At 62.1% G+C, this 16,993-nt stretch carries 17 protein-coding genes and 2 riboswitches; of the genes, 13 read left to right on the top strand and 4 right to left on the bottom strand.

Annotated features, from left to right (window positions below):
- Positions 1 to 25 precede the first annotated feature (25 nt).
- Positions 26 to 868 (bottom strand): DUF2569 family protein, encoded by an 843-nt coding sequence (locus B5483_RS04315; RefSeq protein WP_079729561.1) that lies wholly within the window; start codon positions 866 to 868, stop codon positions 26 to 28.
- Between the two features lie 442 nt (positions 869 to 1,310).
- Between B5483_RS04315 and B5483_RS04310 the strand changes: the two genes are divergently transcribed.
- The 13 genes from B5483_RS04310 (at position 1,311) to B5483_RS04250 (ending at position 12,840) form a co-directional block, all read left to right on the top strand.
- Positions 1,311 to 1,496: a Flp family type IVb pilin gene (locus B5483_RS04310; protein ID WP_079729560.1), complete on the top strand. Its 186-nt coding sequence runs from the start codon at positions 1,311 to 1,313 to the stop codon at positions 1,494 to 1,496.
- 73 nt (positions 1,497 to 1,569) lie between these two features.
- Entirely contained in the window at positions 1,570 to 2,460 is an 891-nt protein-coding gene (cpaB, locus tag B5483_RS04305; protein WP_079729871.1) for a Flp pilus assembly protein CpaB, read from the top strand.
- Complete coding sequence (locus B5483_RS04300) at positions 2,450 to 3,958, top strand: type II and III secretion system protein family protein (RefSeq protein WP_176167944.1); 1,509 nt, start codon at positions 2,450 to 2,452, stop codon at positions 3,956 to 3,958. The genes cpaB and B5483_RS04300 overlap by 11 nt, the downstream gene beginning before the upstream one ends.
- Entirely contained in the window at positions 3,948 to 4,253 is a 306-nt protein-coding gene (locus B5483_RS04295) for a hypothetical protein (RefSeq protein WP_079729558.1), read from the top strand. The genes B5483_RS04300 and B5483_RS04295 overlap by 11 nt, the downstream gene beginning before the upstream one ends.
- 20 nt (positions 4,254 to 4,273) lie before the next feature.
- Positions 4,274 to 5,833: a TadE/TadG family type IV pilus assembly protein gene (locus tag B5483_RS04290; protein ID WP_079729557.1), complete on the top strand. Its 1,560-nt coding sequence runs from the start codon at positions 4,274 to 4,276 to the stop codon at positions 5,831 to 5,833.
- Between the two features lie 2 nt (positions 5,834 to 5,835).
- A complete protein-coding gene (locus B5483_RS04285) occupies positions 5,836 to 6,321 on the top strand; it encodes a TadE/TadG family type IV pilus assembly protein (protein ID WP_079729556.1) in 486 nt (161 codons plus the stop codon).
- Entirely contained in the window at positions 6,318 to 6,938 is a 621-nt protein-coding gene (locus B5483_RS04280; RefSeq protein ID WP_054947861.1) for a TadE/TadG family type IV pilus assembly protein, read from the top strand. The genes B5483_RS04285 and B5483_RS04280 overlap by 4 nt, the downstream gene beginning before the upstream one ends.
- 9 nt (positions 6,939 to 6,947) lie before the next feature.
- Positions 6,948 to 8,147 carry a CpaE/TadZ family protein gene (locus tag B5483_RS04275; RefSeq protein WP_079729555.1) on the top strand — a complete coding sequence of 400 codons (1,200 nt, stop codon included), beginning with the start codon at positions 6,948 to 6,950 and terminating at the stop codon, positions 8,145 to 8,147.
- A gap of 2 nt (positions 8,148 to 8,149) precedes the next feature.
- The gene (locus tag B5483_RS04270; protein ID WP_139383900.1) at positions 8,150 to 9,541 is read left to right on the top strand and encodes a TadA family conjugal transfer-associated ATPase; all 1,392 of its coding nucleotides are present in this window, start codon (positions 8,150 to 8,152) and stop codon (positions 9,539 to 9,541) included.
- On the top strand, positions 9,538 to 10,539 hold the full coding sequence (locus B5483_RS04265; protein WP_079729554.1) for a type II secretion system F family protein: 1,002 nt from the start codon (positions 9,538 to 9,540) through the stop codon (positions 10,537 to 10,539). Before B5483_RS04270 ends, B5483_RS04265 begins: the two co-directional genes overlap by 4 nt.
- A 1-nt stretch (position 10,540) precedes the next feature.
- Positions 10,541 to 11,512, top strand: a complete 972-nt coding sequence (locus B5483_RS04260; protein ID WP_079729553.1) for a type II secretion system F family protein — start codon at positions 10,541 to 10,543, stop codon at positions 11,510 to 11,512.
- A 1-nt stretch (position 11,513) separates the two neighbouring features.
- Positions 11,514 to 12,347, top strand: a complete 834-nt coding sequence (locus B5483_RS04255; RefSeq protein ID WP_079729552.1) for a tetratricopeptide repeat protein — start codon at positions 11,514 to 11,516, stop codon at positions 12,345 to 12,347.
- 22 nt (positions 12,348 to 12,369) lie between these two features.
- The gene (locus B5483_RS04250) at positions 12,370 to 12,840 is read left to right on the top strand and encodes an A24 family peptidase (protein ID WP_079729551.1); all 471 of its coding nucleotides are present in this window, start codon (positions 12,370 to 12,372) and stop codon (positions 12,838 to 12,840) included.
- A 13-nt stretch (positions 12,841 to 12,853) separates the two neighbouring features.
- Here the strand turns inward: B5483_RS04250 and B5483_RS23415 are convergent, their stop codons facing one another.
- From B5483_RS23415 to cobO, 3 genes are all read right to left on the bottom strand, one after another.
- The gene (locus B5483_RS23415) at positions 12,854 to 13,501 is read right to left on the bottom strand and encodes a M23 family metallopeptidase (RefSeq protein ID WP_231634781.1); all 648 of its coding nucleotides are present in this window, start codon (positions 13,499 to 13,501) and stop codon (positions 12,854 to 12,856) included.
- A 257-nt stretch (positions 13,502 to 13,758) separates the two neighbouring features.
- Positions 13,759 to 15,513: a gamma-glutamyltransferase gene (ggt, locus tag B5483_RS04240; protein WP_079729550.1), complete on the bottom strand. Its 1,755-nt coding sequence runs from the start codon at positions 15,511 to 15,513 to the stop codon at positions 13,759 to 13,761.
- Between the two features lie 159 nt (positions 15,514 to 15,672).
- Positions 15,673 to 16,290 (bottom strand): cob(I)yrinic acid a,c-diamide adenosyltransferase, encoded by a 618-nt coding sequence (gene cobO, locus B5483_RS04235; protein WP_176167943.1) that lies wholly within the window; start codon positions 16,288 to 16,290, stop codon positions 15,673 to 15,675.
- Positions 16,291 to 16,466: 176 nt separating this feature from the next.
- Positions 16,467 to 16,676, bottom strand: a riboswitch (cobalamin riboswitch).
- 59 nt (positions 16,677 to 16,735) lie between these two features.
- Positions 16,736 to 16,930, top strand: a riboswitch (cobalamin riboswitch).
- The last annotated feature ends 63 nt before the right edge of the window (positions 16,931 to 16,993 follow it).

The raw sequence follows: 16,993 nt of genomic DNA, 5'->3' as shown, positions 1-16,993 counted from the left end.
GGACCGCGCGTGGTGAAGAGCCCCGTCAAGCGGCAATGGCGGCAGGCTTTGCGCGTGTGCGATGGCGGAAGGTCACGTTAACCCGTTCCGACAGGATCAGGTAAGGCAGCCAGATCGCCGCGCTGATCAGGACCTTGTCGATGTTGCCCGAGAGCATTGAATGCAATGCCGTTGCAACCGAAGCGGGTAGGTTGCCGGTTTGCGTGACTTTCTCTGCAATCTGCAACTGCATCATCACGTCGAGAAGCCAGGTGAAAGCAAGCATCCGCGGGAAAAGAGGGGCGGTGCGCAAGGCCATGACGAAGCATACGGTGTAAAAGAAATTCAGGACGACGACGTCCATTGTCATCATCGCCAGCATCGTCGTTGCCCAGGCAGGAGCACTTGCGGGCATTGCGGGCATGGCAAGCATGAATTCTGCCGTCCGGAATGGCACGTTGAGCAGCATTCCGGCGATTAGCGACGCCATAAAGCCTGTCGGACCGAACGCCGTGGTCTTCCGTGCCTGAAGACAATCGAGCTGCCGCCACTGGCCGTAGCGACAGAGCCGGAACGAAGGTTGCGATGCCAGGTCGCGGAGCGGGAAACAGGCCGTGGCGATGCGGTAAGCGACTACCGGTGCCATTGTGACAGCGAGGAAGGGGAAGATCATGGCAGCAAGACTTGCGAACTGCGTCTTGTCGTTCGCCGCAATGGCAACTTTGGCTAGGGCGAAAAGCAACATGGTGCCTAGCCAGTATGTGATGATCGATTCCATTCGCGAATGGAAGAAGTTCACAACACCGATGCTCCGGTTCTCCAGCCAGGAGAGGAGTGTGCCCTTGTAGTATTCGATCCTGCGACCATCCGTTATCTGCGGCTGCCACATGTTCGGTTTTCCCTTTCCATTCCTCCTTTAACATGGTCGGTCTTGGTTAAGCTCGCGTAAAATTTGGCGAGGGGAATCGGCGGTGAGTCGTTTTCGAATCGGGTTGGGTTGATGCCAAATCCCCACAAGTGCTTGGAAATTAACCAATTATTTCAACGATTAACTTTCGTAAGCTACTGATTTGCAGAGATAAAAAATACACTTAGCTTTTTAATTGACCAACTTGACCTTCGCGATCAATTCTAAGCCTGCCCAGTGAGGGAACCTACGCATAGGAGCCGATGCAAGTCACGGTTCTAAAAGAACAAAGGTCGCGTTGGTTCCAGTGTACTCTCTCACGGACGGTGGGTTAGCCGGAAATAGATGCCGGGGCCCTGAAAACATTAGTCAGGCGGGCAGCCATGGGGCTGGGGGACCGCTAAATGTTGACTAGGAGTGCGCTATGATCAAGTTTATCCGTAATTTCGTTAACGATGAAGCCGGCGCTTCGGCTGCCGAATACGCTCTCATTCTTGCAATCGTCGGCACCGGTATCGCTGTTGCCGCCATCGCATTGGGCTCGTCGATTTCGGGCGCGATGGACGGGGCTGCAGACTGCATCACCACGCCTAACGCAACGAATTGCTAATGATTTTGGCCCCACTCTTCGCGGAGTGGGGCCAATCGACTTTTTCTGGGGCTATTTAGAGGGGGGCGCTCACATGCAAGGGCGCAACATGATCCTAATTGGGGTTGCCGTGGTATTAGGGCTTGTTGCCGTACTACTCGCGAACTCCTATTTTTCTGGTGTCCAAGAACGGCAGGCCAAACTCGCTCGCGAGCAGCAGCTAAATCAAATTGTGGTGGCGACCAAGGAACTGCCATTCGGTACCTTGCTCAACGATCAAAATGTCCGCTTGGCAAACTGGCCCTCAAATTCGATCCCGGACGGGTCGTTCACTTCAATTGCCGATGCTATTGGGAAGGGTAACGCGACGTTACGGAGCATTGTAGCCGGTGAGCCGGTTCTCGCTTCCAAGCTCTCGTCGCGGCCGACCCTTTCGGCCAACCTTCCTACGGGTCAGTATGCTGTTGCCGTTCCGATCAGCGCTGTTGCCGCCGCGGGCGGCTTCATTCGTCCCGGTGACACGGTCGACGTGCTGCTGACGCGCAAGATCCCTGGTGACGGTGCCTCGACCGATGACAAGATGACGGACGTTGTCCTCTCGACAGTCCCTGTCCTCGCCATCGATGTCGATGCGAGCGAAAAGAGCACGGAGCCGACTGCAGCAGGCAAGACCGCCACACTGCAGGTCGATACGCTCGGCGCGCAGAAGCTGGCGCTGGCGCAGCAGCTTGGCGTGCTCAGCCTTGCTCTACGTAACGCTACGGATCAAACCGTTACCGCGGCATCAACCGTCCTTCCGAACCAGTTGACAGCCCGGAAGATCTACATTGCTTCGCGGGAGAGCCGCGCGCCGTCAGCTCCGGCTACACCGATCTCACGGTCGGTCATGTCGCCCGCGACGAGCGCGCCGCGCAGGAGCGGACCGATGATGACGATTTTCCGCGGCAGCGAACCCAGCCAGTATGAGGTGCAACGTGGCTACTAATCGCACGACGCGCACGGCGCTTGCCCTTGCCCTGGTGGCCATGTCGGGAGCCGGCCTCGCCGGATTGGCCGACACGGCGCGGGCGCAGGCCCTCACTGCCGGCGGTCTTCATGCCGGCACGCTGGAAGTGCCCTTCAACAAGAGCCAGGTGGTCTCGGCGGACCGCCCGATCGCCAAGGCGATGGTCGGCAGCTCGGACATTGCCGATATTCTTCCCGTCACGGATCGTTCGATCTACGTGCTGGGCAAGAAGATGGGCACGACCAGCCTGACGCTTTACGACAACGCCGGTCGGGTGATCTCGATCATCGACATTGCCGTGGGCCCTGACGTCGAAGCGCTCAGCGACCAGATCAACGAATTGATCCCCGGCAGCAAGATCGATGCACGGATCTCCAACGACTCCGTAGTCCTGACGGGCATGGTCAACAGCGCTGGCGCCGCGGATCGTGCAGCCCAGCTTGCGAAAGCTTATGCCGGGGACAAGGTCATCAATCTTGTCACGATGGGTTCCAGCCAGCAGGTCATGCTCGAAGTGCGCTTTGCCGAGGTCAACCGAACGGCCGGCAAGGACATCGGTGTTAGCGGCTTCGTCAATTCGAAAGGCGGCAGCTTTTCTTCGGCCATTGGGGCCGGGGCGCAGCTGGTACCCAATGAAGTGACCACGACCACGACCATTCCTACGGCGGGTGGGGGCACGACCACGATCACCAACACCTCCAATGCGGGAATCCTGCAGCTTTCGGCGATCACCGATACTTTCGGCATCTTCCGCAAGGCATTCAGCCTCGGCGGTTTGAACATCGATGCCACGCTCAATGCGCTCGAAACGCGCGGCCTTGCCAAGACACTGGCTCAGCCGACGCTCATCGCACTCTCGGGTGAAAAGGCATCGTTCCTTGCCGGTGGTGAGTTTCCTGTTCCGGTCGCCCAGCAGAGCAGTGCCGGTGGCGGCAACGGCAACCAGGCGATCACGGTTGAGTTCAAGCCTTTCGGCGTCAGCCTCGGCTTTACGCCTACGGTGCTTGGCGACAAAACGATCAGCCTGATTGTTGAGCCTGAGGTCAGTGCTCTCGATCCAACGGCTTCGATCACGGTCGGCAATATCGTTATCCCGGGACTGCGGACGCGTCGGGCCAGCACTACGCTGGAACTGCGCGATGGGGAAAGCTTCGCCATCGCAGGGCTGCTCCAGAAGGATTTCCAGACGACGATCAGTCAGGTTCCGATCCTTGGTTCGCTGCCGATCATCGGCTCGTTGTTCCGTTCGAGCGGCTTCAAGAAGGGCGAGACCGAGCTTCTGATCGTGGTGACGCCAAGGCTCGTCGCGCCGATCAAGCCGAGCCAGGTGCGCCTGCCCACCGATCGCGTGGCCGATCCGGGTGAACTCAACACCTTCCTGCTCGGGCAGCCCTACAGCCCGCAGCCCGTCGCTCCGGCGGTGCCGACGGAAGGTCAGTCCGGGACGCAGGACAAGGGGGACGGCTATGAATATTGAGAAATCCCGGCTGCCGGGCCTCGCCGCAGCGCTCGTCCTTGCTGTCGGGCTTTCGGCCTGCGCAACGACCGACACACCGCCATACATGGGTGGTCCGGATAACTTCGGTGAAGCCAATCGCCAGACGATGATGGCGCAGGTCATCGATCCGGACCCGCATTACGAGACAGCAATCCCCGAATCCTCGGGCGATCACGCCGCCGATGCGGTGGAACGTTATCGCGAGGACAAGGTCAAGAAGCCCGAACGTATGACGACTACCAAGAGTATGTCGTCAGGCGGCGGATCGAACTGACGGGGGAAGGGCACGCAGCCATGAAGCGCGATGTTTTCCGAACTCTGAAAGAGGATGAAAACGGCGCGGTTGCGGCGACATATGCCCTTGCCTTGATGGGATTGATCGCGGTCGCGGGGGTCGGGTTCGACTACGCGCGGCTCTCGACGATGGACAGCGAATTGCAGAACGGTGCCGACCAGGCCGCTCTGGCAGGGGCGTCGCAGCTGGACGGAAAGACTGGCGCCTGCTCGCGCGCGGCGACTGCGGCCATCTCACTCGTCACCAATACGACGCTTCTGGCCAGCACCACGCACACGATTTCCATTCCTTCTGAGACAGCCTGCGATGCGACCGGCAGCGTCCGGTTCTGGCAGGACAGGAATGCAACCACCGCCGCCACAAGCGACGCAAACGCGCATTTCATCGAGGTCGACGTTGACGTCAGGACCGTCGATTATGCACTGACGCCGGTCACGGGCCTGTTGAGCGGCTCGCTCAATGCCAGCGCTCTGGCGGGGCTGGGATCTTCGATCTGCAAGGTGCCGCCCGTCTTCATGTGCAATCCGGCGGAATCAACCGATCCGACGTTCACCGTGTCGAACTATATCGGCATGGGAATGCGGCTGATCGCCAATGACGGCGGTGGCAATTACGGACCGGGTAACTTCGGATATCTCCAGACGAACGCCGGGAACGGTGCACAGGCGACGGCGCAGACGCTCGGGCGTGTCGAAATTCCCGGAGACTGCGTAGGTGTCGACGACGTTACCACGAAGCCGGGTGAACAGGTCAGCGTTCTCGACGCCCTGAACACGCGCTTCGACATTTACGACAACGGCCTGAACCAGGCCTGCGGCGTCGGAAACAGCCTTTGCCCGCCTTCTGCCAACAGCCGCAAGGACCTGATGCACAAGGGCGGAGCGGGCAATTGCGGGATTGCCAACGGCGGCGGCAATGGTTGGGTCGAAGCGCCGCGTCCTTACAGGCCGACCTCTGCCACCACACCATTGACCGCTACGCAAATCTCGAACACGTCGCCCATGGGCTATCCGCGGGATATGTGTCACGCGATCAGCCTGACCGGTTCTTGCAGCGGCGGAATTATCGGCGACGGCAATTGGGATCGTAACGCCTATTTCAAGACCAATTCCACGAATTACGATCCGACCACTTTCAGCATTTCGGGAACCTTCGGGACGTCGACGCCCACGCGCTATCAGGTCTACAAATACGAAGCCGATAATGCGGCGAGCCGGTTGCAGAACCAGAGTGACGGTGCGATCGTCTCGCGGCCGCAACCTTATTGCCAACCGCCCGGAATCCCGGTGAACGGATCGGCTCCGGACCGTCGCCTCATCTCCGTCGCCGTAATCAATTGTCAGGCTGAAGGGATTACCGGTTCGACTTCGGGCGTCCATGTTCAGTCGTGGGTTGACGTATTCCTGGTCGAACCATCAGCGACCCGTGGAACGGGTGGATCGAAGTACACCGAGAAGAGCGACGTCTACGTTGAGATCGTGCGAGCGACTCAGCTTGGCGGAGGAGGGAGCACGGCGGCGCAGCAGATTCGTCGCGACGTTCCCTATCTGGTGAAGTGACGATGTCCGGTGTTCACGCCATCTTGCGGAACCAATCCGGTGCAGCAGCAGCCGAGATGGCACTGATCCTGCCCTTGGTCCTGCTGCTGATCTTCGGGACGTTCGAAGGCGCGTACTACATCATGTGCGAACACCGCGTGGTGAAGGGCGTTCGTGACGCCGCCCGTTATGCCGGTCGTTTGCCCTTCAGCCAGTACGATTGTGCAGGAACCTTCGGTGGCGATGCCACAGCGGTGAAGAATCTGGCCCGGACGGGACAGATATCCGGTGGCACGGCCGCTGTGTATGGCTGGGCGAATGCGGACGTAACGATTGCCGTCGACTGCTCATCCAGCCAGCAGGGTATCTATGCCAGCGTCGGTGGGAATGCGCCCAGAGTGAAGATCAGCGCCGACGTCGCCTATCCCTCACTGTTCGGGACTCTCGGACTGGTGACGACAGGGTGGAGGCTGAAGGCTTCCGCGCAAAGCCCGGTGATGGGACTATGAAGCGTCTCCTCGAACTTGTCCGCGACCAGAACGGTGCCAGTGCGGCAGAGTTTGCGCTTGTCTTGCCGATCCTGCTGATCGCGCTGATCGGAACCATAGATGTCGGCCTCTATGCCTGGAACATCAATCAGGCGGAAAAGGCGACGCAAACCGGCGCGCGCTGGGCTGTCGCCACCGACATGGTCGCGAGCGGCCTGAAAACGTATAGTTTCGCCGTTTCCGGCGGTGTCCCCCAGGGTACGGTCGTCGACCAGACGGCCTTCCCCGGAGTTACCTGTCAGAGCAACGGCACGACGGCTTCGTGCACCTGCGCCAGCGGTGGTACCTGCAACTTCCCGCTGACGGCCGATAACGCGGCATTTGGGCGGCTCGTCACGCGCATGGCGCAGATCGACAGCGATATCACCGCAAGCAACGTGGTGGTGACTTATGCCTGGTCCGGTCTCGGCTTCTCCGGCGATCCCAATGGTCCGGACGTTGCCCCGCTGACGACCGTCAGCCTGCGCAACATGACATATACGCCGCTGACCACGCTGCTGTTTCAGGTTTCGGTACCTCTACCTTCATTCGCGTACGCTTTGACCATGGAAGATGGCAGCGGAACAGTGTCCAACTAGGTGACCTCAATGGGAATTCATGAACAACTCGCCCAATCGATAAGGGAAGGCACGTTGAAGAGCGACACCGACATCCTCGTCATTGCCAGCGGACCTTACATCTCCGCTTTCAGTGCCGCGGTCGGGGGCAAGTTTCCGGCAGGGGTGCGTGCGCATGAACTCGACCCGGCCGAGCAGGTGCCCGATGCGGTGATCGGCGATGCCACCCAGATCGTCGCGGAAGTCGATCCGCGCGACGCAGGATCGATGCGGCGGCTGTCTTCGCTTCGCGAGCACTATTCCCACATTCCGCTGATCGCTGCGATCGGCGATGCCAGCGTCTCGCTGGTGCGGACGCTGGTACGTCAGGGCGTGAGCGATGTCGTGTCGCTTCCCCTCGAACCCGAAGAACTCATGCAGGTGGTGCTCGAAGCCTCGGTGAGGCGCGATACGCGGCCCCGGTCGGCGCAGAAGCTGGCCCCGCTGGTGGCAGTGGCGCGTTCCATCGGTGGTTGCGGCGCGACATCGATTGCGACGCACCTCGCTTCGGATCTCGCCGAGCATGCGGGTGACGCGGGGGCAGTCATCGTCGACCTCGACCTGCAGTTCGGCAACGTCGGCATCTACCTTGGCGTCAATCCCCGGGGTAGCCTCAACGATCTGCTCGAAGCCGGCGACCGTCTCGACGACGACCTGCTGACTTCGACAATCGGCGAAGCGGGCGGCGGCCTGTCCGTAGTCACTGCGCCCGATGCCATCCTGCCGCTGGAATCGGTGGATATCGACCAGTTGCTGCGCGTAATCCATCTTTTGCGCCAGCGCTTCGGCTACGTCGTGCTGGATCTTCCGGCCAACTGGACGAACTGGACTTTGTCCGCGGCTCTTGCGGCGAACTCGATCATCCTCGTGTGTGAGCTCTCGATCGCCAGCCTGCGTCAGGCGCGTCGCCGGCTGGAGCTGTTCGCCTCGGTCGGGATCGAGAGTTCCGCCGTCGAGATCGTAGTCAACCGGGTCGAGAACCGCCTGTTCAAGACCATCGACCTAGATGACGTTTCCCGCACGCTCAATCACCGGGTTCTGGGCAAGGTTGCGCTGGAATCGCCTCTTGTCAGCACGTCGCAGGACCAGGGAATGCTGGCGAGTGCCGTTCACCGAAAGAGCAAGTTCATGGCTGACGTTCGCAAGCTCGGTCAGCTGCTGAGAGACAGCAGTCTCAAGAGGGAGGACTGACCATGTGGCAGCTTCGCAGAACGCCGGAAGTTCAGGATCCGCCAAGCGCGGCACCGAGGATGTCGCTCGACAAGCTGACGCCGGCACCTCTCTTCGAACCGGAACAGCGGGCGGTATCGCGCCAGCTCGATCTCAAGATCGAGATCCATCGCCAGTTGCTCGACCAAATCAACCTCGCGGCTCTCGAAAAGATGTCGCGCGAGACGATTGCCAACGAGATCTCGGTCATAGTCGCCGAGATTCTCGAGCAGCGCAGCGAGATGCTGAACCGGGCCGAGCGCCTGACGCTGTGCGAGGAGGTTCTCGACGAACTTCTCGGCCTTGGCCCCCTTGAGCCGCTGCTCAAGGACGAGACCGTCAACGATATCCTCGTGAACGGTCCGGATTCGGTTTTTGTCGAGCGCTTCGGCGTCCTTGAGAAAGTGACCACGCGCTTTCAGGATGGGCGCCACCTGCTCAGGATCATCCAGAAGATCGTGAGTGCGGTCGGCCGTCGCATCGATGAGTCTTCGCCCTTCGTCGATGCCCGCCTTCAGGATGGCTCGCGCGTCAATGCGATCGTCCCGCCGCTGGCCATCGATGGCGCGCTGCTCTCGATCCGCAAGTTCTCCAAGAAGCCGATCAGCATGGAGCGCATGGTCGAGATCGGCAGCATCGTCCCGCAGGTCGCCGAGGTGATGCGCGGGATCGTGCTGGGCCGACGCAACATCATCATTTCCGGCGGCACCGGCTCGGGCAAGACGACGATGCTCAATGCACTGTCCTCGTTCATCGATGAGCGCGAACGTATCGTCACCATCGAGGACTCGGCGGAACTCCAGCTTCAGCAGGAGCACGTTGCCAGGCTCGAGACGCGGCCGGCTAACATCGAAGGCAAGGGTGAAGTTACGCAGCGCGAGCTCGTCAAGAACGCCCTGCGTATGCGTCCGGACCGCATCATCCTTGGCGAATGTCGCGCCGGAGAAGCCTTCGACATGCTGCAGGCGATGAATACCGGTCACGACGGTTCGATGACGACGATCCACGCCAACACCCCGCGCGATGCGCTTTCGCGTATCGAGCAGATGGTCGGCATGAGCGGCATCGATATTTCCGCCCGCTCGATCCGCGGCCAGATCGCGGCGGCGATCAACGTCGTGATCCAGATCGGGCGACTGTCGGACGGCAAGCGCAAGATGCTCTCGCTCAGCGAGATCACCGGAATGGAAGGCGACACGATCACCATGCAGGAGATCTTCCGCTTCAAGATGTCCGGACGCGACGATGCCGGCAATGTCATCGGCCATTTCGAGGCAACGGGTATCCGGCCGAAGTTTGCGGGCCAACTGGCCGAGCAGGGCATCCACCTCGATCCCGAACTGTTCCGCCACTCTGCTGCGTTCGACCCGTCATGACGGCCCTCTTCGTCAGACTCTTCGTCCTGCTCGCGGCATTCATCGCCGTCTTCCTTATTTCGCAGATCTTCCTGCGATTTGCCTGGGAGCGGCGATCGGAGCGCTCCGGCATCAACGAACGTCTGCGAATGTTGCGAGCGGGCCTCTCGCGCGAGGCGGTGGCCTACTCCCTGCTGAAGAACGCGCCCCCGCATCTTTCGCCGGACGCCGGCTGGTTCGAACGCAAGTACGTCAATTTCGTGCGCATGGTGATGATGGCGGCAATACGGACCGAGGCGAAGCAGATCCTGCTGCGCATGGTCATTGCCTTCTTCGCATCGCTGTGCCTGATGCTGCTTGTCCTTTTCATCCTTCGCATCACGATCACCCTGGGCGTAGTCCAGCTTGCCGTGGTCCTGTGCCTGGGGGCGACCATTGCGCTGCCGATCATGCTGATCAGCCGCAAGGCCGAAAAGCGCCGCAAGCGGATGGAAGAGCAGTTCCCGGTGGCTCTCGACATTTTCTCGCGCTCGCTGCGCTCGGGGCATCCGATTGGCTCGGCAGTCGGCATCATCACCGAGGAAATGCCCGATCCGGTCGGCACCGAATTCGGACTTGTGTCGGACGAAGTGGCCTATGGGGCCGAGCTTAATGACGCGTTTGCGGCCATGGCCGAGCGCTGGGATCTTGAGGACATCCGCATGTTCGTGGTGTGCGTCTCGGTCCAGAGCGAGACGGGCGGCAACCTGGCTGAAATTCTCGACAACCTGTCCAAGGTCATCCGTGAGCGTGCGGCGCTTTACCTGAAGGTCCGCGCCTTGAGCTCGGAAGGCCGCATGACCGGCTGGATGCTGACCGTCCTGCCTGTCTTCACCTTGCTCAGCATGTTCCTGGTCAACCCGAAGTTCTATCTCGACGTTGCCCAGGACTCGATCTTCGTTGTCGGTTTTCCCGCGCTCTTCGTCCTGTACTGCATAGGCGTATATGCCATTCGGCGCCTGACGGACCTGAAGGTGTAACATGGTCGAATTCGTCGCCAACAACGCCCTGATCCGCAACTTCCTGTTGCTGCTGATCTTCGCGCTCGTGGTCGGTGTGACGCTGGCCGTCATGCTCGCCACATCGAAGCGCTCCCGGGTTCGCACGAAGCTCGAAGTGATCGGGCGGGAAAGCGTGAGTTCGCAATCGGCTTCCAGCTTGCGCCGTTCCAGCGAGGATGCCTGGTCGCGCCTCGTGATGCGGATCGAGAAGGCAGGGCTCAATCTCAGCGATACCAAGTCCGATGCCTTGACCGAGCAGATGCAGGCGGCAGGCTTCGAATCTCCCGCTGCGGCGCGCGTCTATACGCTGGTGCGACTGGTGCTGGTGATTGTCCTGCCGACCGCGCTGATCGGAGCCTTGCTGCTCTCGGGCAGTGACGTCAGCTACATGAAGCTCTATTTCATTGGCACGTTTTGTGCCGTCATGGGGCTCTATGTTCCCAATATCTACGTCCGCGCACGCGCGGCATCGCGCCGGCGGGAAGTGCTGAACGGCTTTCCCGATGCGCTGGACCTGATGCTGGTCTGCGTTGAGGCGGGGTTGGGGCTTGAGGCCGCGTTCGACCGCGTCGGGCGCGAAATGGTGAGCTCGCATCCGCTGGTTTCACGTTTGCTTGTGACCACGACGCTGCAACTGCGTGCCGGCGCCACGCGCGAGTCCGCGCTGCGCAACATGGCCGCGATGGCGCGGATCGATGAAATTGCGTCCTTTGCAACGCTGCTGATCCAGTCCGACAAGCTGGGTACGAGCATTGCGACGACCCTCCGCGTCTATGCCTCGGAAATGCGCGAAAAGCGCCGGATGCGTGCCGAGGAAAAGGCACATCGCATTCCGGTTCTCATCTCAATTCCGCTGGTGGCCTGCATGCTGCCGACGATGATCGGCACGCTGATGCTGCCGGCGGCCATCCGGGTCGTGCGAATTCTCCTTCCAACAATGACAGGGGGCTGACATGTCAAGCAAGACGGGAACGCGCATCGCTTGCGTCGTACTGATGGCGATGTCGCTGAGCGGGTGCGGGCGGGCGCTCGAATTCTTTGGCCTGCGCCACGATGCCAAGCCGGAAGTCCAGGTGCGTACCGCGGATGCCGACAGTGCTGTCGCAGCGGTGGCCGAGGGGCGGGCGCATCTGGCTGCGGGGCGGACCGGGCAGGCGATCGAGGAGTTCCAGAAGGCGCTCGCAGCCGGAGACGAGATTGGCCCTGCTGCCAACGGCATGGGCGTCGCCTATGTGCGGCTCGGCCAGTTCGAACAGGCGCATCGCTTCTTTTCCGAAGCGCTTGCGGTCGATCCGAAGAATGCGATGTATCAGGCCAACATGGCACGCCTGATGCGCTCGAACCTCTTGGCCGAAAGGCACGAGGCGGACTTTGCAGCGCAAGTTGCGGCGCGCACGCTCACGGGGGCGCACGATATCCAGGCGCAGGCAGCCGTGCCTGAAGTTGCTGCCGTTGCAGAACCTTCAAACCAATCGGCACGCGCGGCGAGCGGAACGAGGCTCCAGCGCATTTCGCGTGGCGAAGTGATGATCCGGTCGGTCCAGCCCGACAGCAAGCCGGGGCGCGGTTCCCTGCCGGTTGTCGGCGTTCGCGGCGGCAAGCTCGACACGTTCCGGCCGGCCGTGCGCATCGAGTTTTCCGACGAAGGGCGCAAGCATGACAAGGCTGATGCCGAAAAGGCAGATTCTGCAGACACGGCCTCGGACGCCGAGCCGCCGAAGACGGCGAAGGCCGACCTTGCCGGGTTCAAGCCGCTCGTGCGGATCGATTTTCCGACTTCGCGCTAACAGTCGCAGGGTAGCCGATTAGATGAACGTTACTTTCTGGGCGGAACTGGTGGTGCTGGTTCCCGCCTGTTTCTATGCGAGCTGGTCCGACACGGTACAGCGGCGCATTCCCAACTGGCTGTGCCTGCTGACGGCAGTGGCTGGCCTTGCACTTGCGGCTTACGATGCAGGGCTGGGCGGCCTGGGTAGCCATGCCCTGCACCTCGCGGTTGCGCTGGTGGTTGGCATGGTGCTGTTTCGCTTCGGCATGATCGGCGGCGGAGATGCCAAGTTCTATGCCGGATGCGCCGGTTGGTTCGCCTGGTCGCAGGCATCGCGCCTGCTCCTGTCGGTTTCGATTGCAGGACTTGTCCTGTTCCTCGTCTGGTTCACCGTGCGCCGGATCATGCGCAAGCCAATCAGCGGACGCGGTTCGGACGACAACTTCGACAAGCTTCCTTACGGCATCGCGATTGCTGCGGGCACGTTGATCACGGCCGCTTCGACGATCTGAGGAAAGCCTGATCCTATTTGTGCAGGCTGGAGGATGGGTCGATCGCAAGCCCGTCCTTGCGAACTTCGTAGTGAAGATGGGGCCCGGTGGACCGCCCGGTCGAGCCGACGAAACCGATGACGTCACCGGGCTTGATGGTCTGGCCCGCGCTGACGTTCAGGCGCGAGAGGTGCGCATAGCGGGTTTCGATGCCCTTGCCGTGATTGATGCGCACCGCCAGCCCATATCCACCCTGCCAGCCGGCCGCCATGATGACGCCACCTGAAGTCGCGTGGACGGGTTCTCCCATCGCAGCAGCGAGGTCGACGCCGGTATGCATGCGCACCTGGTTGAGAAGCGGGTGCATGCGCAGGCCGAAGCGGCTCGAAAGCCTGCTGGCGCGCAACGGCATGCCTTTGGGGGCATCGCCCGATCCGGTCCCGGGCGGCGGCGTAAGCAGGCGCACCGTATCCCGAAAACGCCCGCTGGACGAAATCAGGACCGATCGGCTCTGATCGAGCGAGGCTGCGGACGAAAGGTAGTGAACCGGTTCCTGCCCGCTGAGGTCCACGGCGCGTCCCACGGTGATGCGCGCAGGCGTCACCTGCGCAGCTGTAGCCGAGGCGGGGCGCGGCGACGTGACGCAGGCGGCACGGTCGCTGACGATGGCACCGGCGGTCATGCAACCTCCTGCGCTGTTCGTGTCGACAACGGCCATGCGACTGACGGCGTCCTCGCCAGCCCATGCAGGCGCTGACCATACAATGGCCAGGGCCGCCCCTAGCATAGCTGGGCGGATATTGATCTTGCTCCGGCCGTCCTGGATCATGGTACTTCCCCCCGTTGCCGTAAACTAAGGGAAAACGGCCAGTTTGTTAACTCAAATTGACGCGGCGTACCGAACTGGCACGCGGGAATTCGGAGGTATGAAGACCGGTTTCAGAACCCCCGCGCCATGCCTTCCCGGCGTGGATCGGCACCGCCTTCATAACCACCGTTCCTGACCACGATGGCCTGGATCCCGGACTCCTCGCTGCGGGAAGTCGACAGTGGCATACCGCGTGCGGCAAGACCGGTCATGATCGGTTCGGGGAACGGATCGGCGCGGAACGCGTCGCCCTTGGCGACCAGGTTGGGCAGTGCGACCGCGTCCTGCGGCGACATGTTCCAGTCCAGCATCGCTACAAGAGCCTTGAGATTGTATGCCTGGATCGACGTCCCGCCCGGCGATCCGGCAGCAGCATGGAAGCGGCCATCCTTCGTCAGGACGATAGCCGGTGCCATGCTCGATCGCGGTCGCTTGCCGGGTGCCGGGGCATTTGCCGCAGGCGCTCCGTCGCCGTCCGTGGGCGAGAACGAGAAGTCGGTAAGCTGGTTGTTGAGGAAGAACCCGTCGACCATCCGCCCCGAACCGAAGATGCTCTCCACGGTGGTGGTCATCGAGACGACGTTGCCTTGGGCATCGACGACAATGAAGTGGCTGGTTCCGCCCGGTTCCGCCGTAGCGTCCGGGCCGAAAGCAGGGGCACCTTCGGGATGGCCGAAGCTGACGGAGCCTGCCCGCTCGCCGATCAGTTTCGCGCGCGCGGCCAGGTAGTCCGGATCGAGCAGCCCCTTGATCGGGACTTCGACAAAGGCGGGATCGCCGACATAGCGATCGCGGTCGGCATAGGCGAGGCGGCTGGCCTGCGCGAATTCGAACCACGCCTTTTCGTCGCCCGCATTGCGCTTGGCGATATCGGTGTGTTCGAGAATGCCCAGCGCCATCAGCAGCCCCGGACCGCCAGACGGGGCCTGCGGGGTGCAGACCATATAGACGCGGTAGGGTTCGCATAGCGCCGGACCGGTGCGCGGGCGATAGGCGGCAAGGTCTGCCAGCGTCATTGTCCCGGGGCGCGGCCCTTCGCTGACGCGCTTGACGATGTCATGCGCAATGGGGCCGGTCAGCAGGCCCGAGGCCCCGAATTTGGCAATCCGCTCCATCGTGCGGGCATAGGCCGGGTTGCGCAGTCGATCGCCTGCGGCATAGCGGCTGCCGTCCGGCTTGGAGAAATAGGTGACGGCATCGGGCGCGGTTGACTGCGGCGCGCGTTCCATCCGGATCATCCCGGCAAGACGTGGGCTGACGATGAAGCCTTCCGCTGCAAGATCGCGCGCCGGTTCGAGCAGGTCCGCCCAGGCGAGCTTGCCGTGATCGTGGTGGGCCATGTCGAGCATGGCGACGGCCCCTGGCACGCCTGTCGAAATGCCGCCGAGTACGGCATCGAAGAAGGGCAGGCGGTTGCCGTAATCGTCGAGGAAGAGACGGTCGGTAGCCCCGGCGGGCGCCGTTTCGCGTCCGTCGTAGTACGTCGCCTTGCGGTTCTTGGCGTCGTAATAGACCATGAAGGCACCGCCGCCGATCCCCGAACTCTGCGGCTCGACAAGGCCGAGAACGGCTTGGATCGCCACTGCGGCATCGACCGCCGAGCCGCCCTTGCGCAGTACGTCCACCCCGGCCTTCACCGCGAGGGGATTGGCCGCTGCGACCATCGCATGCTTCGCAAACCCGGACTGCTCGCGCTCTGGCGCCTTGGCAGTCCGGCTCTGCTCGACGGTTGTTGCGGGGGTAGGGCTGGCCTGTGAAACGCTGGCCTGGGATACGGTCGTCAGTGTCAGTGCGGCTATGCCGACGGACAGGAGGAGGCGGCGCAATAGGGTTCTCCGGGGGGTGGCTTCTATCGAATTTCGTCAGGGCGATGGCCCCTTCGGCAAGGGACTCGCGGGACCGCCGGGACAGAACCTATCAGTTCCGTCCCATAGGTATAGGGCCGAGGTGCAAGGATCCTGACGTTCCGAGCAGGCAACCGCGCGTCAGAGGTCGATGCCCGGTTGTGCCTTGATGCCGTTGCGAAAGGCATGCTTCTCGTCGCCGATCTTGCTGACCGTGTCGGCCAGTTCGATGAACTCGGCATGGGCCGCGCGTCCGGTGATGACCACATGCTGCATCTCCGGCCGGTTCCGGATCGCCGGGAGAACTTCCTCGAGCGTGAGGTATCCGTAATTGATGAGGTATGTCAGTTCGTCGAGCACAACGAGCGAGATCGCGGGATCGGCAAGCGCGACCCTGGCCTTTTCCCAACCGGCCTGGGCTGCGGCGATATCACGCTGGCGGTTCTGCGTCTCCCAGGTGAAGCCTTCGCCGCAGTTCTCCCAGGTGACACCCGGCTGGCTGGAAAGGAAGGCGCGTTCGCCCACGTCGACCTTGCTCTTGATGAACTGGAACACCGCAGCCGTACGGCCGTAGCCCAGCGTGCGGGCAACCATGCCGAAGGCGCTGGACGACTTGCCCTTGCCGTTTCCGGTGAGCACCAGCACCAGCCCCTTGTCGATCTTGGCTGCGGCAATGCGGGCATCGACTACGGTCTTGAGCTTGCGGGTGCGTTCCTTGTGGCGACGATCTTCTTCGGTCAGGTTCTCGGTGTCAGTCATGATTGGTCGGCCTCTCGTGGGTGTGGCAGGTGGCGGGGCGAAGGAGGCCGGCGCAGGTGTCTGGCGGTATTGGCAGTCACTCACGTATCCTCCTCGACGCACGCACGATCGTCGTCGCCAAGGGATTGCCCGCAGCAAGCGAGGCCCTCGTCCGCACGGTTCATCCCGCCCGCGCGAAGGAACGACGGTAGCGGGCCGGTTTCCTGACTTTCCGGATCGACGCGCCTGTCGCCGCCTTCTCGAACCGGGAAGGCCCCGTTCAATGGCGTAGTGGCGATGCGCTCACCGGTCACAGTTGCGGGAGCAGTGCCGTCAGCGCGGAGAAACATTCGGCGCCCGGACTTCCCGATTAAGCCCTTGCGGGCACCCGTTACGCCTTCGCGGATAGGTCAGGGCAAGGCGCCCTGCAAGCATATTGCGCTTGCGAACGGCATGGCTGCGCGATACTTGCCGGACTGCGACAGGTTCCCCGCAAGGGGATCAAAAGGGAACTCGGGTGTAAGTCCCGGGCTGCCCCTGCAACTGTAAGCGGCGAGCCATCCGGCCATTTCGCCATTGGGATCGAAAGGCGGTCCTGAGAAGGCGGCCGGAGCGGCGTTGACCCGTGAGCCAGGAGACCTGCCTGACGCAGTCGTTCTTCATCCGGGCAGGGCGCACCGGGTGTTCGAGGGCCCCGCGATGGCGGGGTCACCCCTCGCGCAAC

Origin of the sequence: Novosphingobium mathurense (assembly GCF_900168325.1) — a bacterium.
Classification (GTDB): Bacteria; Pseudomonadota; Alphaproteobacteria; order Sphingomonadales; family Sphingomonadaceae; genus Novosphingobium; species Novosphingobium mathurense.
Note: the sequence above shows the minus strand (reverse complement) of the source record. Positions and strands in the feature narration are given on the sequence as shown.